The following is a 20601-nucleotide window of genomic DNA, read 5'->3' as shown; positions in this document are numbered from 1 at the left end:
GCCTTACCAGTAATCACCAATCATATGGCGGGGGTGGTTGCTGTCAGGGTCCGCAGCGGGGCTCCAGATGGTCCAATCCCATGGTGTTGTATCGCGGTGATTTTCTGCCGTCATGGCAGCGATAAGCTCTTGTGAGGGGGTGAGATGAGCGTGCTTTTTGTGGCTCATTGTTTGTTTGATATGGGCCTGAAGAGCCCCATAAGCTTGTTCATCCCCCATATAGACACATCCACAGGCTAGAGGGTCTGCATACAGGTAGATTCGTTGGCCATCAGGGGCCATGCGGTAGGTGATGCTGCCATCGGGGAGGCTATTCATCAGCCCATAGCGGGCTGTTGTATTAGCGGGGTGTGCGACAAAGCCTGCCTGACTGAGGAGCTGCCCTTGGGCAAGATAGGGTGCGGCAGGCCGCACACAGCCCCCTAAAGAGGCAAGGCCGAACAAGGCAGCACTGCCAAGCATTGAGGTAAGGAGAGAGCGGAACGCGCGGTGTGTCATTATATTCACTTTCTTAAGCGCGGTTGAGGCTTTGGGCGGTTAGGTTATCGGTCAGAACAAGGGGGGGCACACAGCAATAAGCCTTCATCTCCGCGTAATGGCGGTTCATAAGATGGTCGATGCTGCTGCTAATGAGTGTCCTATTGCCTAAGGAGGGGTAGTTGATGGGGAGGGATGCCATAGGGAGGCAGCGTTTCATGAGCGATACAGCCCCAAGAGGGGAGAGGGCATAACCGCAAATGCCGAAGGTTTGTTTGAGCCGGAAGGGAAGTGTTTCTACCTGCTGGAAGCGGAAGCCTTCAATCCCACGGCGTACATCATCTTGATTAAACTGGGCAAAGCAATCCGTTTGGCCGGGGAGAACCTCATAATGTAGTGGGGCATCGGAGTTCTGCCCCCAGAGGATAATCTCCCAATCTTCAGGGAGGTTTTGGATGATCTCTTGGCTTTTGGAGGCAAAGTTTTGGCAGAGAAAGGCATCATCCTCAAAGATATGGGCAGGCTCTTGGCTTTGGGCGATGGCCCCCCATAGGGCAATATGCGTCAGGCCAGAACCTACAGCTCCAGCGGTAAATTGGCAGTCTGCGGTTAGCATTCCGGCTTTAATGATGTTCTGCCTGTCCACTTGTTGGCCATCAATGCCCGGTGCATGGGTAATGTCGGGGAGATGGCTATTAACGCGCCGGAAGCGTTCTAGTCGTTCTGGCGTGCGGGCAAGACTAATGACATAGTGTTTCATGAAGGCCCTTTGGAAGACTATAAGGTTATTTTATGGATTATATAAAAGAGATACAGGGATTATAGGGGAAATTAGCCTTATTGTGCTGAAAATTGGCCAGAAGAAGCCTTTTGTTAAATATCTCTGGTTTATGATGGGCTCTCTTGCGAGGGTATGGCCTTTTTCGTGCCCGCTACTGATATGTTTGATGGAGGAAGGTGGCAGATGGGACTTAGCGGTATTTCCCCTGTGGCTCAGTTTCTAACAGCCCGTAAGGATGAAGTTCAGGCAGCAGCCAATAACATTAAGGGCGATAACGAAGCCAAACGCATGGTGGCGGACTTCCAACAAAAGGCATCCTCCATCACCACCACGGATGCGCTGATGAAGAATTACTCCGTTAATCAAGTGGTATTAGGGGCGTATAACCTAAGCTCTTTAAGCGGGCAGCAAGCGGTAGAACGAAAATTATTAACACAAGACCCTACATCGTCTTCGTCTCTCGCACGTACTTCGCAGAATGCGAGCTGGTTGGCCTTTGCTGATGCGTTCGCTAGCTTAGGCGCGGGGAAAGGGACAGCAGAAGCAACGCCGTTTACCTCGGATTTGATTGCCTCGACCGTAAGCTCATATGAGCAACGTCGTTATGAGACGAGTGATGCGCTTAAGCAAAATGGCGTGGGGGATGCACTGTATTTCACCCGGCGGATGCAATCCGGGCAGGTGAAAACGCTTAATGATGTGATGTCCGATGCCACATTATTGCGGGTGGTTGAGGTTGTAAGCGGGTATGACCCTGACCAGTTCGGTGTGTTGGATTTTGATCAGCAACAACGTATTTTGAGCAAGAAAGTTGATATGAGTACCTTCTCTAAGCCTGATAGTGTGCAGCGTTACGCGGAGCAATATTTGGCGCAAATCCAGATGCACCCCGATTATAATAGCGATGATAAGCCTGCCAGCATGATTGACCTTTTTGGTGGTGATGATGGTGGTGATGGGATTTTAGCCCTTTTTGGCGGGAGTGATAGCGGATCATCTAGCTCTGGGCTGTTGTAATGGCTGTGATCCTGACGAATAAGCCCGATAGTGCCGCACAATGTCAGGCTGTGCGGGCGAAAAATGCGGCTTTAACAGCGCAATTAGCGAGTCAGGAAGGGATTATGCAGGCTCTGCCCGACTTGCTTCGCCCTGCAGCGGCTGGGGTGCCTTTAGGGGAGCTTGCTGGGCGGGTTGTGGATGTGTCTGGCCTATGTGTGACCGTAGCAGGGCTGGCGGCCTTTACCGCTGTGGGGGATCATATACGGATTCGTACTCTTGATGGGCGCGATATTCTTGCCGAGATTATTGCCTTTCGTCAGAAGCAAGCCTTAGCGATGAGCTATGAAGCGATTGAGGGGATTGGTGCTGGCTGTCCTGTCTTTTTTGCTTTGTACGGCAAGGGGCAGCGCCAGCAGGCCCCTTCGGCGGGGTTGGCGGTTAATGAGTCTTGGATTGGGCGGGTGGTGGACCCAATGGGTACGCCGCTTGATGGTAAGGGTGTGCTTTTACCGTCCAGCCATCGGCAAAAGCGGCGTGCCATTCCCCCTAACGCAACAGAGCGTGCCCGCCTAGGGCCACGGATTGACCTTGGCATTAAGGCGATGAATCTGTTCACCACTTGTCGGGAGGGGCAGCGTCTGGGGTTGTTTGCAGGCTCTGGCGTAGGGAAATCCACCCTTATGGGGATGTTAGCGCGGGAGACTGCGTGTGATGTCGCGGTGATTTCCCTCGTAGGGGAGCGTGGGCGTGAGGTACGCGAGTTTTTAGAGGATGACCTTGGGCCAGAAGGTCTAGCAAAGTCTGTTTTGGTCATTGCAACCTCAGATAGCTCGGCCTTAATGCGGCGTGAGGCGGCGTATAGCGCGATGGCTGTGGCGGAGTATTTTCGCGACCAAGGCAAGTCCGTTTTATTTTTGATGGATAGCGTGACGCGTTTTTGCCAAGCCTTGCGAGAGATTGGCCTTTCTGCCGGGGAAGTCCCTGCCACGCGGGGTTATCCGCCGAGTGTGTTTGCGACCCTCCCACGGCTGTTAGAGCGCGCTGGGCCGGGGACGCCACAGGGGGCGCAAAAAGCAGGCCAGATGACGGCGTTATTCTCTGTTCTGGTGGAAGGTGATGACCAAAACGAACCTGTGGCTGATACAGTGCGCGGGATTTTGGATGGTCATATCGTGCTAGAACGCGCAATTGCGGAATCGGGGCGTTATCCCGCGATGAACATATTGCGCTCTCTCTCTCGTACAGTGCCGGGCTGTAATAGTGAGCAAGAAAACGCGTTAACAACTCACGCGCGCCGTCTTTTGGCGCAATGGGAGGATGTGCGCGACCTTGTTCGTTTAGGGGCATATAAGCCGGGTAATGATATGGAGACCGACCAAGCCGTACAGCTCGGCCCGCAATTAGAGCGGTTTTTAACGCAGAAGAAGATGGAACGTGTCTCGTTAGAAGAATCCTTTGCTGGGCTTGAGGCGATTTTAGCACCTGCTGAGTATGGCGAGGAGCAGGCATTATAAAGCCAGCACGTCTAAAGGCCCTTACCGCTCTGGCCAAAATGCAAAAACGCGATACTGATGCAGCACGCACGCGGCTTGCGGCCTGCCTTGCTGAGGAGCGGCGCATTGAAGGGCAAAAAGATACGCTTATAGCCCAGATGGAGGAGAATCGTACTTTATTAGGGACGATGCGCGAAGATGTCGCTCAAGACCCAGCATTATGGAATGGCTATCGCCATTGGTTACCCCTCGCCCAAGCGGAGCTAGAGCGGTTGGATGAGGCCTTAGCGCAAGCTGAGGCGGAAAGTGCCCGTGCAAGAGCGGTGCTTATGGGACGAGTCCGAGAGGAGGAGGGGACAAAAACGATATTAACGCATCATCAGCAGAAGCAAGCGCAGCACGCACAACGCCAAGAACAAGCGATGTTAGATGAGCGCGCACAGTATCATGCGTTAGCGTATGAGGAATTGTGACCTAAGTCTTAATAAACCACAACAAACCTTCTACAAGTTCAGCAACAAGACCTTAAAAAAACCCTATTTTTAGGCATGTGCAAGGCTTATGTCTTGCGAAATATCTTGAGGATTCACATTTAGCCTTGTAAAAAACAAAGTTATATAAGGCAAAATCATGGCTTAATCGTGCCGCACTTTAGAAGGAGCACAATATGCAAACAGGGACTTCACCCTCAGGGAAGATTATGCTCGCAACGCCCTGTTTTGGTGGCATGGTGACAACGGGCTATATGCTGTCGGTCATTGGTTATGCCTCTAGCGGGCAGAGCATCCCTATGACGGTTATGCATGTTGGTGATGATGCCATGATTACGCGGGCACGCAACACGCTGTTATCGAACTTCTATTTCCGCTCCGATTGTACGCATCTTTTGTTTGTGGATGCGGATATCAGTTTTCCCGCTAATGCGCCAACGCGTCTTTTTGAGGCGGGTAAGGATGTTATTGCGGGGTTGTATCCGCTGCGGGATCGTTTTTGGGATGATCAAACAAAGCATAACATTCTTGCTGGGGAGAGGCAGCAGACAGCCTCATTGCGTTATGTCGGTGAGACTGCAGCAATGCGTGAAACCTACGAGCATGGTCCGCTCTTAAAAACCGCTTATGCGGGTACGGGTTTTATGATGATTAGTCGTCATGCGGTAAGTCGTATGCTCAAAGCTTATCCAGAGTTGGAATATAAACGCATTGACGCCCCCGCAGGTGAGGATGGCCGCCGTTTTGCCCTTTTTGAGGGAAGTATTGATGCTGAAAGCGGCACATATCTGAGTGAGGATTACACATTTTGCAAACGCTGGCGGGAGATTGGCGGTGAAGTGTGGGTCGATACGGCGATTGAGCTGACCCATACGGGGACATCCTCTTTCTCCGGTGTGCCGTCTGTTCGGGTGGGTATTGCTCATAATAGGAGGTCTGCGTGATGCAAGGCGTGGCCCAGCTTGTCTCATTAGGGCGGGCGTCTTTTTGCTTGTTAAAATGGTGGGCGCGTCATGGCTGAGGGGAAGAACACGCCAACAATCATTATTAAAAGAGAAGAGATTGTCAGTGGCAGGCACCATGGTGGGGCATGGAAGGTTGCTTATGCAGACTTTATGACCGCGATGATGGCTTTCTTCTTGCTGATGTGGTTGTTGAATATCACAACAGATGAGCAGAAGCGCGGGATTGCTCTATTCTTTAACCCTATGGCGGACCGCACAGGCTCTGCAACATCGAATCAAGCTTTGTTAGAGACATCCCCGCTTTCTGCTCCGTCATCTTTGCGGATGGTGCAGAACTCTGACCAAGAGCCAGCTCCAAAGCCAGATGCGTTAGAGAGTGATCCTGAGGAGCATGCTCATGATGGCCAAGGGGATGGTAGAGGCCGTGATGGTAAGGGGCAAGAAGGCATCCTAACCAATAATGGCGTGAGTATTCTGTCATCCGGTGAAGATACACATCCTGATGAAGATGATAGTAATGCAGGTCGGCCAGAGATTATTCCCTTAGGGGGGCCGAAAACAGGTGCGGCGGAAAATGTGGGTCAAGTTGGCCAAGGTAATGCAGCAGATACCGGGCGTGCGGGTGATGGTGCTCCCGCTGGTGCTGGGGCAGAGCGAAGCCCTGCTGCAAAGCCAGTGGAGCAAGCGGCTCAGGAAGATACGTATCTTCATCATGTCGTGGAGGGGTTAAAAACCACTTTCACGCATGAGGCGGGGTTGAATGATTTAAAGGACAATCTTGGTTTTAAGATGGGGACGAATGAAATTCGCATCGAGGTGCAAGATACAGCTCATAAAGCGATGTTTGATAATGGTGAGGTTGTCCCTAATAAGGATGGCCAAGCCTTATTAGAGCGGGTTGCTGCATGGTTAGGCACGTTGCCAGAGGATATTTCCATCATTGGGGAGACCGATGGTGTGCCTTACCATATGAAGGAGGTAAATCCGCACGGCTTATCAAACTGGACCTTATCGGAGATGAGAGCAGACCGTGTGCGCGAGCTGTTTGTACGCTCTGGTTATCCCGATAGACGGATTAGGAGTGTGGAAGGGCGTGCTGACCGTAGCCTAGCAGACCCCGCACACCCAGAAGCCCCTGAGAATAGGCGGATTGTTCTGCTCATTCATCGCTTCCATCCCTTGCCAGATAGTTTTGCACAAGCGGGTGATAAGCCTGCCACGCCTCAAAATGGTGCTGAGCAGGGGAAAGCGCGATGAGCAGAGGGGCGCGTAAAATAGCCCATAGAGGGGCGGTATTAGGACGAGTTTTGAGAGAGGAAGGCTAAGATGCTGTATATTGGTGGGCTGATTTTTGCACTCTTATGCGTGTTTGGCTCGTTTGCCGCCTCCGGGGGGGCTTTGGCCCCTTTGCTGGCCTCTATGCCTTTTGAGCTTTTGACAATCCTCGGTGCGGCCATTGGTGTGTTCATCATGAGCAACAGTATGGAGGCGGTGAAGTCCGTTTTTGGCTATCTGATGCTGGTCATTAAAGGGCCACGATATGGGCGGCAGAATTATTTAGATCTGCTGGCTCTGCTGTATCGGCTATTGAAGCAAGCGAATATGAAAGGCATTGCCTCTCTGGAAAATGACTTTGAAAGCCCAGAGGAAAGCAGCATCTTTGCTACAGCTCCGATGATTAAAGCTGATGAAAAGGCATGCGATTTAATCTGCGATTATTTGCGGTTAATTAGTATGAATCTTGATGAGAGCCATCAGCTTGATGAAATTATGGGGCGGGAATTAAAGAAAAATCTGCATGAGGACCTCCATATTGCTGAGTCCTTTACCTCCATTTCTGATGCGTTGCCCGCTTTGGGGATTGTGGCTGCGGTGCTAGGGGTGGTGAAAACAATGGCGGCGATTAGTAAGCCTCCCGCTGTGTTGGGGGAGATGATTGCTGGGGCCTTGGTTGGGACCTTCCTTGGTGTGTTGTTGGCTTATGGTGTGGTCAGTCCTTTAGCGTCGCGTATGCAATCAGTCGTGAAAATGGATAACCATTATTACGACATTATCCGCACGGTGTTAGTGGCCTTTGTACAAGGCCAGCCGCCACAAGTCTGCATTGAGATTGGCCGTAAGGCCATCCCAGAAGAACTCATGCCCGGCTTTGCAGAAGTCGATACTATGCTGACAGAGTTAGTCTAATGTCTTTGCCGTCTCTCACGACTATGGATTTAGCGGATATTAACCCCAGCCTTGCCTCACAGGGAGGGAGCAAGGCCACACAAGGGGGGGGTGTTAAGCCCAATATCTCTATTCCCTCTAAAGCGGGGCGTAAACAATTTGCCGCTATATTGGCAGCGCAGGATCATGCCGCGCAAGATCCTTCTTCGCAAGAAGGGAATAAGACGAATATAGGGCAGCAGGACACTGGGGTACAAACAGAGGCGCAGGGCCAGACAGAGCAGCAAACAGCTTCAGAGCAGGGAGATACTCCCTCAGAAGGAGCACAACAGGCAGCTCAAAGGCAGGATGGGCCGGAGCAGACAGTTTATTCAGAGGATAAGCTGGTTGATAAGGGGCGGACGCCCCCTTCACAAGAGGCTGTAGCGGCTAAGGATGAGACGCTCACACCGCAGGAAGCAGCGGAGGCGCGGCAGAAGGCAGAGCAAGATGATGACCCCTCCAAAGCGCATCAATCTTCATCAGCGCAGACTGCCGTAGATCTTCAAGCAGCGTTATCCATAGCGGGACTTTTTACAACGCATCATTCTACCGCAATAGAGGGGCCCTCCTCAGCGAGTGCTTCACTGGCAGGGCAGGCTTCTATAGGCGTTGCGGGGCGTGATGCGGCGTCATCCTTAGCGCGGTTTGCAGTTTTAGAGGGGCAAACGCAAAAGGAGGCCTCTGTTAAGGCCGTGGATGCGTCTATGGCCTCTGTGGGTGAGGCATCGTCCCAGCACGGTATGGCCGAGCAAGCCCCAGCCTCATTTATGACGCAGCCGATGAAGCAGACAACGCCCGTAGAGGCGGCGTTCGCCCAAGGCTTTAACATGCAGAGAGGGCTTTCTCATGCTCTTTCCGAAGGGGAGCAGGGTGCGGCCTCCATGCGTTTATCATCTCAAGCAGTTACTGCATCACAAGGGGCGGTATCCTCGGTAGCGCAGAATGGTGCCCAAGATGGGAAACAAGCCGTTACTGCTTTGAGTTTCCAACCTGCCACTATGGCGGCGATGTCCTCCACAGTGAAGGGGCCATCCTCACCATCTTCGGTTATCCCACATGGGGCAACGCACGATGATCAGACGCATGCGGGGAGCAATACATTGTTCGACCTGCTTGTAAAATCATCGGCCCAGACGGGAGGGCAGTCTTTATCCTCAGGTGGGGAACAAGGTGGAGCGGGACATGATGGTGCATCAGAGCATAATTTTGCAGAGCGAGCCGCGCGGACGGATATAGCCGCCGCGACACATGGGGATGATGCTGGCAAGAGCGGTTTGAATGTGGGGGAAGGCTCCTTTTTAGGGCTTGTCTCATCACATATGGAGGGCAGCAACGACGCTGCCCAGAATATGGGGGTGGAGGTGGCTTCCTCCCATAGTTTGCCGCAACATCAGGCGCAGCAGGCGGGAGGCGAGGTTAAAGCCTCTCTTATGCAGCATAATCTTGCCACGCCAAGCGTGCTTTCTGCTCGCACCTCTAACGGGCAGGCGGGGACATTAAATATAACGGTCACGACCTCTGATGATACGTCCGTGCGTGTCCAGTTGAATCGTTCGCCAGAAGGGCTTTCCTCCCTTGCATTGCAAGGTCAGGATGATGGCACAACGGATGCGTTGCAAAAAACGCACCATATCCTTGCTCGTCAGCTTGATGAGGTTGGGCTTCATGCAGGGGTGATGAAGATTGATGTTCTCCCCACTGAAGCAGGCCAAGGCGCGCACGGGGGGGAGCAGAACATGCCCCAACAGCAAAGCCCTAACCAAGGCCAACATCAGGGGCAAAACCAGCAGGGGCAAGCGACCTTTCAACAGGCAGGTGGCTTTTTGGCAGGTGGTGATGGCGGTGCGGGCCAGCAGCACACAGCGCGGCAGCCTAGGGCTATTTTGCGCGCTGCACAGAGCGAGGCATCGCCGCAAGATGACACATCATACACCCCTACCGGGACGGCAGGGGGCGCATCTGGTGGGATGGGCCGGCTGAATATTTCAGTCTAATCAGTTTTAGAGTGGAGGGAAAACGTCATGGTTAGCGCAACGTCTAATAATCTTTTAGCCTTGCAACAAGCAGCGGATAGTGCTGCGCGTAGTGGAGCATCCTCTTTGTCTGGAGCGGGGCAGAGTGGGAGCTCTAGTACTAATACGGCCGGGGCTTTTGCCTCTATGGCCAAGAATGAGAATAACTTTCTCACATTGCTGACAACACAGCTCAAACATCAGGACCCTAGCAGCCCGATGAATACCGAGAATATGGCCTCTCAGTTGGCTCAATTCTCCGCTGTGGAGCAGCAGGTCCAGACGAATAACAACCTTAACACGCTTATCTCTCTTAATGAGACAGGGCAGCTTACGCAGGATAAAGGCCTTGTGGGTCGTCAGGTGAGTGTATCTGGTTCCACCTTGCCGTTGCAATCTGGCTCGGCAGGCTTGTCCTTTAAAGCGGGTGCTGGCCAAGTGGTTGGTATTTCCATCGCTAATAGTGCCGGCCAGATTGTACGTCATGCTGTCATGCAAGCAGGAGGCGGCCAGACGTCTTGGAGCTGGGATGGTAAGGATGATAACGGCAGCAGCCTAAGCGATGGGGCTTATAGCGTTGCCGTTAAGACAGTTGATAGCCGCGGTAATACGGCTGACGTTCCCTTCACAGTAAAAGGCACGGTCACAGCAGTGAAGAAAGGTAGCTCTGGGATGAATGTCATGATGGGGGATGCAGAGGTCCCGATGACTGATATTCAAGCCGCGAGCTAAATTGTCTGATTGATGGGATTATGGGGGCTTTGCCTGCGTGGAAAAGCCCAGCCATAACTATAGAGGGGAGGCGGTTGCTCGTTTATGTATCAACATAACGCCATGAATGCTTATCGCAGTGCTGTTAGTCAGTCTCTCTCTGATAGGGAAGCTGATGCAGAATGTTTCCGCCGTTTGATAGCCGCGTTAGAGAGTGTCGCTTATGAGGGCGACGTGATTAAGCGTAATCAGGCTATTGCGAAGAATCAACGGCTTTGGTCACTGATCCAACGGGCGAATGCTGTGGAAGCAGGCATGGTGGAAACAGAAGATAGATTGCTGTTTGCCCGGATGGCTGACCAAGCACAGAAATATGGTATTCGCGCGATGTTAGACCCAACATTAAGCCTAACACCTCTTATTGAGGCGGCTTCTAATGTGTTGGAAGGTTTAAGCTCTCTTGCGGAAGATGAGGGCTAATAAGAACGGGTTCCCTCTGGAAGGAACCCGTTTTTTATGGCTAAGGGCTTGTACAATTTTGGTCCACACAGCTCCGGCTAGGAGGAGAGGGTAGGTAAGGGGCTTGGGATGTAATGTAATTGCCCCAAGGGGTGAAGGCAGGGGCATTCCAGCCATATTGAACAGAGAGTTGTGGGTCGCGGTAAGACCCCCAAAGCGGTCCTGCCCATGGGGCTGGCTGCTCGTGGGGGCGGTAGTCGTCCCGTTGCCATGTGCTGCCGAAGGAGGGCGGCGGCGGCGGTGGCGGTGGTAGATGGGTAAACTCCCTCATAGCTGGTGGCGGTGCTGGGGGTGGGCGTAGAAGATAAGCATTGCCGCCATAAAAATGCTGCGCCATGGCTGGGGTTGATGCGGTGCTGGTAAGGGCTGGGAGCAGTAAAACCGCAGGGAGAATGAGCTTATATATGGACATCGCGCCTCCTTTTTACATCCCGTTAAGGGTAATAGGCCTTCCAATGGTATAGGATGAGATATAATAAGGCATATAAGATTAACTGTTAGGAAATAGGGTTCCAATTTAAGAAGAAAATGGAGATATATAAGGAATATCTTATAGAGAGATAGGTTTTTATTATCTTAAAAATTAATCGTGAGCTATATTTTTAATCATTTTTTAATGTGCCTTCTCTATATAGGCTTTGCTGGCCTTATGATGAATGGGTCAATTATTATTTTTAGGTCTTTATACCGTATAAAAGGCAATAGAGGCCCAAAGCTCGCTAGAGAGACTGTTTTGAGAAGGATTACCTGATGCAGCGTAGCGTTGTTTCGTCTTGCTCTGGAGCGGTAGGGGACCGGTTGCAGGATTTCATGACAGATATGCGCGCGCTTGCCGCAGGGGCGGCGGCTTTGTCATCGCAAGTGCAGCATGATGAGCGCGGTGAGGCACTTCGTACAGCCTCTTATAAGCGGGATAAGCTTATCTATCAGCAATCGCGAGAAATAGGGATGGGGATTGCTGCTATGGTGGCGTGCAGCATTGATAGTATGACGTGAGAGCCATGCGTTACGCTCTGGGTTATCGTGTGAGGCTTGTTGGCATCTGTCAGCAAGCCTTCTTTTTTAAAGGCTATTTCCATGAAAAAGACAAAAATAGCCATTTTTTCGTCTTTTTCGATTTGTATAGTCCTCCTCATAAAATCTTATAACGGTTCTTTTAAAAAGAGAGTTATTGACCAAATGTGAGAGCTGGTTATTAAAAGCACTTGCCGTGTGGTTTGTAACAATCTTTTAATAAGACGGGTAAGATAGGCTAAGCTAGAGTCGGACATAGGAGGGGGACAAATGACAGTGCAGACAACAAGTAATTTTATTGAGAAGGGGATTGGGCGACTTCTTGCACGCTTCCAGCAGGAGTTTTCATCATCTCAAACATTAAGTGATATTGTCGGTCAGGCAGAGCATTTGCGCGGCATGACGGAGACGCTACTAAGCCTTGCTCAACATTACCCAGAGCGGGCAAGCATCGTGCTGAATGTCCTCTCAGAGCTTGTGGATCTTGGGGTTATCCACGATATGACGAGCGCATCAGATGAGATTGTGCGTCTCGCACAGAAGATGACGGCCGTTCTGCCTACGGGGAAAAATGAAGGTAGGGACGCTTTTGCAGGTTTGGCGGCATTGGCAAGCCAGCAAGGCCGTGGGTTTACGGGCTCTCTGGGGAGCCATTTTGTACAAGGTATGTCCCCTGAGGTAAAAGAAAAGCCGGGCCAGTGGATTGCAAACCGCGATGAGCCTTATTGCGCGCCTGAAGAATCTATCTTCCGTGATGAAATTATTTGTCTGCATTGTGGTGGGGCGTTTAGCATGCTCAAACGTCATATTGAGCGGCAACATCGCCAAAGCCCCGAGGGGTATCGCCTTTATTGGGGTTTAGCAGCAGATTATCCCATGGCGTGTGAGAGTTATTCCACAATGAAGAAGCTAGAGGCTTCTCGTACCGGGCTTGGTCATTATGACCGCAAGAAGAAGAATCACCCTCACATCAAGGCCTAAAGGGTCCCTCCTCTTGAGAGTAAGATGTGCTGGCTAGCCAAGAAAAAGGGCGCGAGGTGGTAAAACACCCGCGCCCTTTTTATGGCCTATATGAGACGGTTTATTGCTTCATAGCGATTGTTTGCTGGAGCAATGTATCGGCTGTTGTGACGATTTTCGTGTTCGCACTGTAAGCTTCTTGCGCCACAATGAGGGCGGAGAGATCGCCTGTTAGGTTGGTTGTGGAGGCTTCCACAAAGCCTACAGCGAGGGAGCCTGTGCCATTCTCACCGACAAGGCCCGTTTGAGGGGTGCCAGAGCGTGATGTGGCAAGGTAAGCTTGGCCATCTACGGCTTGAAGGCCATTGACGTTGTTAAAGTTTGTCAAAGCGACTTTGCCGATAAGCTGCGTATAGCCGTTGTCAAATTGCGCCATGACAGAGCCATCGCTTTCAATCTCGGCACCGGTATAGGTACCAGAGGTAATGCTATCATTTGTAAGAGTAGTAGCATCGCCGCCAAGGGATGTCCCAGTTGTGAGGGAGGCATTGCTGAGGTCAAGCGTGTAATTTGTACCATTGATGCTTAGAGACGTGGTAACGGGGCTGCCTTTGCTGACAGCTTGACCATCAAAGCTTTGGATGCTGCCATCTTTATTGAAGATGACAGAATGAGCCTGATCCATTTTTACAGGAGAGGTGGTGGTGGCATCATAAGGGTCCACCGCTTGGACAGACCATGTTTGTGGAGACGCTGAGGTTTGCGTCCATTTTACAGCCACAGGGACCTGCGTGGTGGTACTAGCATTAGTTTGCCCGTTTGTGCCGCCTGTGGTGGAGGCAGCTGTGCTGGCAACCATGAGGGGGGAGCTCATATAGCTTTGCATACTATCGGTTGTCGTCCCGATTGTTGTCGGGCTCATAGATAGTGTCGTGCCAGAGAGGCTAAGCGGGTTTGCCTGGTTGGTAGAGGCGGAGTTATTGGTTGTTACCATAGTGGTTCCGCTCGTTCCACCAATGGTGCCGAGGGCGAGATTGATGGTTTGTTCCACATTATTGCCGTAATGGGCCGTAATGGGGATTTCCGCCTTTGAGCCTACTGTTGATGAGCCAACCTCTTTACCTGTTTGCATATCGGTAATTGAGGCAAGAGAGCCGGAATGGTCGAATGTGACTTGATAATTATTGGGCGCGATGGTGCCTGTCCCATCTGCATCATAAGCAGAGACATTCCAAACAAGTGGGTTAGTGTCGCTTTGCTGCCATTGGAGGGCTATTTTATGGGGGTTAGAGCTTGCATCATAGGTTGTGGTGGCAGCAGTTGTATAGCTTTGCGGTGTGTAGTTGGCGGGGTCCGCAGGGAGCTTACCTACCGCAGCGTTAAGGGTCATGGTTGTTGTCGCGGTTGGCTTAAAGCCAACATTGCTGACATTAAGTGGGCTGATAACATTGGTGAGCGAGCCAGTGGAATCAGTCATATAACCGTCTAAATAATAGCCGGCAGGGTTAACAAGATACCCTTTTTTATCCTGCTGGAAGTCACCATTGCGCGTATAGAACTTTTGCTCGGAGAAATTGGTAACTCCGGCATTTGCTGCGCCTGCCCCGGTGGGTTTGGAAGTTACAAACATCCCCTTACCAGAAATATCTAAAGCCATGCCATTGGTGCTGTTGGTTGCCGTTCCGGCATTATCAACATGCTGCACTGTGATGGCCTGCACTGTGTTGGATTGCGCTTGGGAAGCGGAGTTCCCTGTGATGCTCCCTGCTACGAAATCCGCAAAGGAGGTTGTGTCCGCCTTATAGCCAACGGTCTGGCTGTTGGCGATGTTGTTACTAAGGTTGGTAAAGGCATCTGACTGGGCATTGATGCCGCTGACAGCCGTTGTGAGTGCATTAAACACACCAGACATGATTCTATCCTTGGTTCTGACACATGAATTAAGGTTATTCTATGGCATAAATTAGACATGTCTTTCTATTCAAATCAAATATAACATGCTTATTTCATGAATAAGGAGTTACATAAAGGTTTTTTAAAGAGATGATGATGTCTCTGTAGGAAGCTGCGCGCGTGCGCCGGGGGTTTTAAGGCGCATCACATAGGCAATAATTGTAGCAACGGGCTTCCAAAACTCCTCGGGGATTTCACTATCAAGAGGGAGGCTGTGCAAAGAGCGTGCTAAAGGCGGGTTGGAGATAACGGGGATTCGCGCTTTGCGGGCAATATCGCGGATGCGAAAAGCCAGATCATCCATACCTTTAGCAACAATATGCGGGGCTGTGTTGCTGTTTTGGTCGTAAAGAATCGCTACGGCATAATGGGTAGGGTTGACGACAATAACGGTGGCCTCTTTCACAGCCTTCATCATCTGTCGGCGGGAGCGGCTTTGGCGTAGCTGCCTAAGGCGGGCCTTAATTTGCGGGTCCCCCTCCGTTTGTTTCATTTCATCTTTAATATCTTGCAAGCTCATCCGTAATTTGGCGAAGCGATGATAGCGCGTCCAGACCTCATCGAGCCCTGTGATGACGCATTGTATGGCCAGCACCATAAAACCCGCATAGACGAACCAAGATTTCATGGCATCAATAAGTTGATACGGCGTCCAGCGTTCTGTTTGTGGGGCTAAATCAACCGTTTGTAAGGCAACCTTGTAAAGGATAACGCCAAAGACGGCGAATTTAGCGATGGTTTTTAGCAACTCGATCAGATTATTCACACTGACGATTCGCTTGAGGCCCTTGAGCGGGGAGAGGCGGCTTATATCAGGCTGCAAACTTTGGGGGCGAAAGAGGAAACCCGTTTGTAACAACCCGCCGATTAAAATAGCACAGGCCCCTGTGCCCATAAGAGGGCCAATGAGGTGGAGGCCTGCTGTAAGAGCATGGAGGGTAAAGCCATAGAGGGCCGCGGGGTCCTGACCTACAAAGTCAAAATGAAGGAAGATGCCATTCATCTCCCGGATAAATTGCCGTGCTGCGTTAGGAATGGTCAGCGCAAAAACGAGCAAAAACGTGCCTAAGGCAACGAGGATGAGCAGCTCTTTCGATTGAGCAATATTGCCATCTTCGCGTGCTTTTTGGAGGCGTTTTTCTGTTGGGTCTTGGGTCTTTTCACCCCCGCCGCTGCCATTTTCTTCTGCCATATGATGTTAGGGGGTGGTTAGCCCAAGGCCGGGCAGGGTGGAGAGATAGAGCTGCATTTTCTCTGCCCATGTGCTGGTAAGGATTTGTATGAGTAAGGCTAGGAGCAAAATCCCCCCTAGAATCTGTGCGGGGATGGCAAGGGAATAGACTTGTATGGAGGGCATTAGCCGGTTAAGCACCCCCAGCATGGCAGGCCATAATGTCCCTATTAGAATATAAGGGGCGGCAAGTTGCATCCCGATGAGGAAGCTAACACTGACAATATGGGTTATATCTTTTGTCATATCCCCCACAAGGAGGGCGGTAAGATGCCCTGCTGGAAAGAGTGTATAAGAGCCAGAAATCGCAAAAAGAGGGAGGGCGTAGAGCCCTGTTGCAAAAAGGATGATGGGGGCCAAAGCATTGGTCATATGGCTGACGGCTGTGCTGGAAGCTCCTAATTGGCTATCAGTTTGGATGACGCTTGCCATCCCGGTAAAGACGGCGATAATTTGCCCCGCAATAGCGAGGGAAAGGCTCAGAAGCCGCGCCATCATGCCGAGGAAAAACCCACAAAGAAGTTCCCCTGCAATGAGCTTGAGCAACATAGAGGGCATACGCAACGCCTCGCCAGAGACGGCGATGAGTCGTTGCTGAATGACGGGTAAAAGGGCGATGGTTATCCCTAAGCATAGCCCTGCTCGGATACGGGCGGGGGCTCCCATTTCTCCAAGGCCAGGGGCGAGCATAACTACGGCACTAACACGGCAGAGGATGATGACAAATATGCCTGTTAGGATGGCGATAGAGCCATGAGGTGCGGCAAGGTCAGGCGAGCCAAAGAAATCGGCTAGGCTGTTCATTTAGATGCCCCCAGCCTTGATGAGTTGATCAAAAATCAGCTCTGCATAGGCATGGATGGTGGCGTGCATGAAGGAGGCTGTGAGTATCAGCGTTGCTGTTGCCGCAATGAATTTTGGTACAAAGGAGAGTGTAGCTTCGCTAATTTGTGTCATCGCTTGAAAGAGTGAGACACATAGCCCCGCTAATAGGGATGCCAATAGGGAGGGGGCCCCAAGTTTGACGGCAACAAGAAGTGTTTGACGCAGTATTTCCTGCACATCAACCGCGTGCCCCATTGGGTGCTCCCCTCGTAATTGGCTGTTATTGCCTAATAAGGCTTAAATGGACATCCGCATAACGTCTTGATAGGCGCTCACAAAGCGATCCCGTAATGTTGTGACGGTTTGCAAGGTGAGTTTTGCTTCTTCAACAGAGGCCACAACATCGGACATATTGCCTTTGCCAGAGAGGGCAAGGGCCGTTTGGCTCTCCGCTACTTTGCCTGTGTTAATGGCCCCTTTAATGGCAGTGCTTAAAACAGAGCTGAAGCTAGAGACAGCATCGCTTGTGTCGGCATCTGTCATAGGGGCAGCATTTTCTAAGCGGGTTGCTTGAGTAAGCTGTTGGGCACGACCATAGGCCTGCCCGGCATCAAAGCTTTGTGCTGTGGTGCTGGCAATGCTGGAAAGGGACATGGCCTTGGGAACACTCCTATAAATGAGAGAGGCTGCACCGTGAGGTACAAGGACTTCATGGGCTTTTGTAATGCTTGCTTAAAAATAATTCCATAATTTTCTCAAAAAATAAGGCAATTTTATGGCTTGTTAAAAGTTATATGCTTAATTGGCTTTGTTTTTGGGTTTTGATTCGCTATCAAAAGCCAATAGATGTGGTTCTAAACCCTAATGTAAGGATAAAATGATGTCAGAAGCGTCACTAGCCTCTCAGTTAGCGTCTTCTATGAAGATGCATACGGTTCAACAAGCGCGTGAGGCGCGTAAGGCGGTGCGGCCGCAAAATGCGGGGCGCGTACAAATCTCCTCCCAGCGTAGCAATGGGGCGCAAGCGTCTATGCAGCTTGATGCGACAGGGCAGGTGGTTCCCAGCGCAAAAGGCGTGCGTAAAAACTCCGCTACAGCCAGCTTTGCCAGCTTGTTGGGTTAAGGGCCTGTGAGGGCCGTGCGGACCGAATCGCGGCCGGGCGGGGAGAGGAATGCGTGAGCGGAATGATATGATGAGGGATTGCAGCACGATGATGCGCGCTGTTCGTAAGGCTGTGCGGCGGCTGCCCGTATTGGGATGGCGGACAGCTTGTTATGGTGCTGTGGGTATGCTCCTCATCGGGGGGTATGACGGTGGGAGCCGGAGGGTGCTGTTGGCATCATCGGCTTTTGCTGTGCCATCGTCCCCTCATGCACATTCGGCGCGCATCACTCGTGGGGCGAAGCATCAACGCAAAGCGGCTGCATCGCACCATGCTGAAAATGTCGCTAATAGTGAAACATTAGGGCAAATGCACATTAAGCCGGGGGATCCTTTATTGGATGAATTGCCCGCTGGCTGGGGTGTGCATGTGCTTGGCGTTGGTGGTCCACAGGGAGGAAAAGCTCCTAAAGAGAGTTCTACTCATTCTGTGAAGAAAGTGGCGCGTCCACCTCATACGATACAGCCAGCGGAGGTGACTGCCACCAAACCGGAGGGTCACCCAGCTGCTGCGGGAGCGGTGGGGCTTGCCGCAGGGGTAGGGGATGCGTCTGTTCCCTCTCAGGCAGTGGGGCATATACCGGCTGCAACAGCATCTTCACGCAATCGGATTCTTATCCCTGTACCGGGGCAGATGGGGATAGCGGCGTATCAAAGTGGGGACCGTCTCATCATTTTGGTGGATGGCCGCCACCCTATGGACATAGCGGCCCTGCGTGGGGATGGCATGTTTGCACAGTTGAGTGTGACGGCTTTACCCGATGTAACGATGATTACTCTGCCTGTGCCAGATACACGGGCTTTATATCTCTCGCAGCAAAGTAATGGCTGGGTGTTAGGTGATCAACCACCGCCTGCTGTTGATTATACCGATAGGCGTGAAATCAGCCCAACATTGCGTGAGGATGGTCTTTACTTCCCTATGCGGAAGCCGGGACGTGTTTTCTCGGTTGAAGACCCCGTCTCAAATACGCCCTTATTAGTAGGGACAACGGTTTTAGATGATGGTGGGATGCTCTCTTTACGGCGGGGAGTGGATTATGACGTATGGCCCTCTCTGGAGGGGATCGTCATTGCTCAGCATGATCCGCCACAGGTGACGATGAAGGCCGTTGCTAAAGGGGACCTCCTCCAACGTGCGGATGGTCGTCCTTTGTCGGATTTGGATCGTGCGATTTATGCCAGTGATGTAGATTTAAATTGGTTAGGGCTTAAAAATCTCACCCCAGCCCAAGCACGAGAGCGTTATCGCCATGCCTTAATCGCGGCGGCTGATTCCACACCGGGAGAGCGGTTTAAAAAACGGTTTGAGGCAGCACAAGCGGCGTTAGGGGTTGGAATCTTCCCCGAGGCACGGGCGATTATGGATGTCGCTTTGGAGGATGACCCGGAGGAAGCCTTTCGCCCGGATGTGCGCTTCTTTCTGGCAGCGACGGATTTGCTGACAGGCCAGATGAAAGGGGCCTCACAGCTCATGCAGCAATGGCCGGAGCAGGCTATACGCGCAACGAAGCTCTGGCAGGGGCTTTATGAAGCTCTAGCAGGGGGGAAGGATAGCGAGGCGGCTCATCTTCTTGCCCGCGATATGCCCCGTTTGATGAATTATCCAGAGCCGTTGCGGTCCTTCTTGTTGCCCATCGCGGCAGAAACCATCGCCCGCCATGGCGGCTCAGCAGAATGGCATGCTTTGGACCATCTGCCGGAGGGGAGTGCGTATCAATTTGCGAAGGCGGTGCGTGCGTTACGCTCTGGGCGTGAGGATGAGGCGATCCATCTCTTGGAGGATTTGTCTGTTGATAAAGACCCTATCGTGGCGGAAAAAGCGATGGAGGAAGGCATAGCCCTCAGCGTGCGTGATGGGCATATCGACTCTGAGAAAGCGGCGCGGCAATATGCTTCTCTCCTGCCTGATGCTCGCCTTGCAGGGCGTGATGGTGTGGTGAATATGTTGCGGGCTGGGGCGAATATTCGTGCAAAAAAATGGGAAGCCGCTTTGCAAGCCCTTAATCAAGTGGAGGATACACCACTTCAACAAGACCCGGCGCGTATACAGGTTCTTTTAGGCAAGGCTTTAACAGGCTTAATGCAGGACTTGCCTCATGGGGCATCGGCTGGGCAATCCCCACAGGATGAAGCAGCGTTGGTGCGTGGGGCTGCGCTCATGCGGGCTTATTTGCCAGACCTTTTGCCAAGTGACCAAAAAGGGACTTTGCAGCTTTCTTATGGCCAGCTTTTGGGGCGGTTAGGGTTAGCTGATAAAGCTGGTGAGGCCATGACAACGGCCATCCCCATGATAACTGACCCACAAAAGCGGGCAGCCGGTGGGGATATGTTGGCAGAGAATGAAATTAAGCGTGGCTTGTTTGATGAAGCCTCTGCCACATTAGCGCAAACGGCTCCTAACCCCATGCCCCCGCAGGAAGCGGCTGAGCGGAATCGCATTATGGCGCGTATGGCTGCGGCGTCTGGCAAGCCAGAAATCGCCCTTTATTTGCTTAGTGCCGACCAATCTTCTCAAGGGGCCGATATGCGGGCGCGCTTGCATGAAAATCGGGAGGAGTGGCCTGCTGCAATAGCGGATTTGCGCGGCATGGTAGAGCATGACTTGCCAGAGCAAGGGGCCTTGGACGTATCGCAGCAGCTTTTGGCCTTACGTTTTGCCTCTGATGCGTCCCGTGCGGGGGATGTGGGTATGCTGAATTGGATTAAAAACCGCGTAGGTGAACGTCCTTTTGAGGGCGATGCAGGGCGTATGTTCCAACTGCTTGTCTCGCCAGAACAAGATTAGGAATGGCCTAAA

Annotated in this window: 21 protein-coding genes; 13 read left to right on the top strand and 8 right to left on the bottom strand. The window is 51.9% G+C overall.

The window, feature by feature from the left end; genetic code table 11:
• Window positions 1-3: 3 nt before the first annotated feature.
• Window positions 4-498 carry a hypothetical protein gene (locus tag GM556_RS06330; RefSeq protein WP_155579586.1) on the bottom strand — a complete coding sequence of 165 codons (495 nt, stop codon included), beginning with the start codon at window positions 496-498 and terminating at the stop codon, window positions 4-6.
• 13 nt (window positions 499-511) lie between these two features.
• Window positions 512-1237, bottom strand: a complete 726-nt coding sequence (locus tag GM556_RS06325) for a glycosyltransferase family 25 protein (RefSeq protein ID WP_155573708.1) — start codon at window positions 1235-1237, stop codon at window positions 512-514.
• Window positions 1238-1402: 165 nt separating this feature from the next.
• Here GM556_RS06325 and GM556_RS06320 point away from each other — a divergent pair, with 165 nt between their 5' ends.
• From GM556_RS06320 to GM556_RS06280, 9 genes are all read left to right on the top strand, one after another.
• Window positions 1403-2275 carry a DUF1217 domain-containing protein gene (locus tag GM556_RS06320; RefSeq protein WP_370513602.1) on the top strand — a complete coding sequence of 291 codons (873 nt, stop codon included), beginning with the start codon at window positions 1403-1405 and terminating at the stop codon, window positions 2273-2275.
• 104 nt (window positions 2276-2379) lie between these two features.
• Window positions 2380-3771 carry a flagellar protein export ATPase FliI gene (gene fliI, locus GM556_RS06315; protein WP_155579608.1) on the top strand — a complete coding sequence of 464 codons (1392 nt, stop codon included), beginning with the start codon at window positions 2380-2382 and terminating at the stop codon, window positions 3769-3771.
• A 38-nt stretch (window positions 3772-3809) separates the two neighbouring features.
• Window positions 3810-4223, top strand: a complete 414-nt coding sequence (locus GM556_RS06310) for a flagellar FliJ family protein (RefSeq protein ID WP_155579584.1) — start codon at window positions 3810-3812, stop codon at window positions 4221-4223.
• Window positions 4224-4417: 194 nt separating this feature from the next.
• Entirely contained in the window at window positions 4418-5185 is a 768-nt protein-coding gene (locus tag GM556_RS06305; protein ID WP_155573705.1) for a hypothetical protein, read from the top strand.
• A gap of 69 nt (window positions 5186-5254) precedes the next feature.
• Window positions 5255-6463 (top strand): flagellar motor protein MotB, encoded by a 1209-nt coding sequence (locus GM556_RS08685; RefSeq protein WP_155573704.1) that lies wholly within the window; start codon window positions 5255-5257, stop codon window positions 6461-6463.
• A gap of 69 nt (window positions 6464-6532) precedes the next feature.
• Entirely contained in the window at window positions 6533-7393 is an 861-nt protein-coding gene (motA, locus tag GM556_RS06295; protein WP_155573703.1) for a flagellar motor stator protein MotA, read from the top strand.
• On the top strand, window positions 7393-9408 hold the full coding sequence (locus GM556_RS06290; RefSeq protein WP_155579583.1) for a hypothetical protein: 2016 nt from the start codon (window positions 7393-7395) through the stop codon (window positions 9406-9408). Before motA ends, GM556_RS06290 begins: the two co-directional genes overlap by 1 nt.
• Before the next feature lie 27 nt (window positions 9409-9435).
• A complete protein-coding gene (locus tag GM556_RS06285; RefSeq protein WP_155573701.1) occupies window positions 9436-10158 on the top strand; it encodes a flagellar hook assembly protein FlgD in 723 nt (240 codons plus the stop codon).
• Between the two features lie 84 nt (window positions 10159-10242).
• Complete coding sequence (locus GM556_RS06280; protein ID WP_155573700.1) at window positions 10243-10617, top strand: flagellar biosynthesis regulator FlaF; 375 nt, start codon at window positions 10243-10245, stop codon at window positions 10615-10617.
• Between the two features lie 40 nt (window positions 10618-10657).
• On the opposite strand, the gene GM556_RS06275 is transcribed toward GM556_RS06280, so the two are convergent.
• A complete protein-coding gene (locus GM556_RS06275) occupies window positions 10658-11068 on the bottom strand; it encodes a hypothetical protein (RefSeq protein WP_155573699.1) in 411 nt (136 codons plus the stop codon).
• 338 nt (window positions 11069-11406) lie between these two features.
• Between GM556_RS06275 and GM556_RS06270 the strand changes: the two genes are divergently transcribed.
• Window positions 11407-11652, top strand: a complete 246-nt coding sequence (locus GM556_RS06270) for a hypothetical protein (protein WP_155573698.1) — start codon at window positions 11407-11409, stop codon at window positions 11650-11652.
• A gap of 288 nt (window positions 11653-11940) precedes the next feature.
• Window positions 11941-12651 (top strand): MucR family transcriptional regulator, encoded by a 711-nt coding sequence (locus GM556_RS06265; RefSeq protein ID WP_155573697.1) that lies wholly within the window; start codon window positions 11941-11943, stop codon window positions 12649-12651.
• A gap of 100 nt (window positions 12652-12751) precedes the next feature.
• On the opposite strand, the gene GM556_RS06260 is transcribed toward GM556_RS06265, so the two are convergent.
• From GM556_RS06260 to GM556_RS06240, 5 genes are all read right to left on the bottom strand, one after another.
• Window positions 12752-14542 carry a flagellar hook-basal body complex protein gene (locus tag GM556_RS06260; RefSeq protein ID WP_155579582.1) on the bottom strand — a complete coding sequence of 597 codons (1791 nt, stop codon included), beginning with the start codon at window positions 14540-14542 and terminating at the stop codon, window positions 12752-12754.
• A 123-nt stretch (window positions 14543-14665) separates the two neighbouring features.
• Window positions 14666-15775, bottom strand: a complete 1110-nt coding sequence (locus tag GM556_RS06255; protein WP_155573695.1) for a flagellar biosynthesis protein FlhB — start codon at window positions 15773-15775, stop codon at window positions 14666-14668.
• A gap of 6 nt (window positions 15776-15781) precedes the next feature.
• Complete coding sequence (locus GM556_RS06250; RefSeq protein ID WP_155573694.1) at window positions 15782-16618, bottom strand: flagellar biosynthetic protein FliR; 837 nt, start codon at window positions 16616-16618, stop codon at window positions 15782-15784.
• Window positions 16619-16894 (bottom strand): EscS/YscS/HrcS family type III secretion system export apparatus protein, encoded by a 276-nt coding sequence (locus tag GM556_RS06245; protein WP_099026900.1) that lies wholly within the window; start codon window positions 16892-16894, stop codon window positions 16619-16621.
• A 42-nt stretch (window positions 16895-16936) separates the two neighbouring features.
• Window positions 16937-17293 carry a flagellar hook-basal body complex protein FliE gene (locus GM556_RS06240; protein ID WP_155573693.1) on the bottom strand — a complete coding sequence of 119 codons (357 nt, stop codon included), beginning with the start codon at window positions 17291-17293 and terminating at the stop codon, window positions 16937-16939.
• 223 nt (window positions 17294-17516) lie between these two features.
• Here GM556_RS06240 and GM556_RS06235 point away from each other — a divergent pair, with 223 nt between their 5' ends.
• Window positions 17517-17762, top strand: a complete 246-nt coding sequence (locus GM556_RS06235; protein WP_155573692.1) for a hypothetical protein — start codon at window positions 17517-17519, stop codon at window positions 17760-17762.
• Window positions 17763-17811: 49 nt separating this feature from the next.
• Complete coding sequence (locus GM556_RS06230; protein ID WP_155579581.1) at window positions 17812-20589, top strand: hypothetical protein; 2778 nt, start codon at window positions 17812-17814, stop codon at window positions 20587-20589.
• Window positions 20590-20601: the final 12 nt, after the last annotated feature.

This window comes from Bombella sp. ESL0378 (assembly GCF_009725845.1).
In the GTDB taxonomy this organism is placed as follows: Bacteria; Pseudomonadota; Alphaproteobacteria; order Acetobacterales; family Acetobacteraceae; genus Bombella; species Bombella pollinis.
The sequence above is the reverse complement of the archived record's forward strand: the minus strand, read 5'-3'. Positions and strand labels throughout refer to the sequence as shown.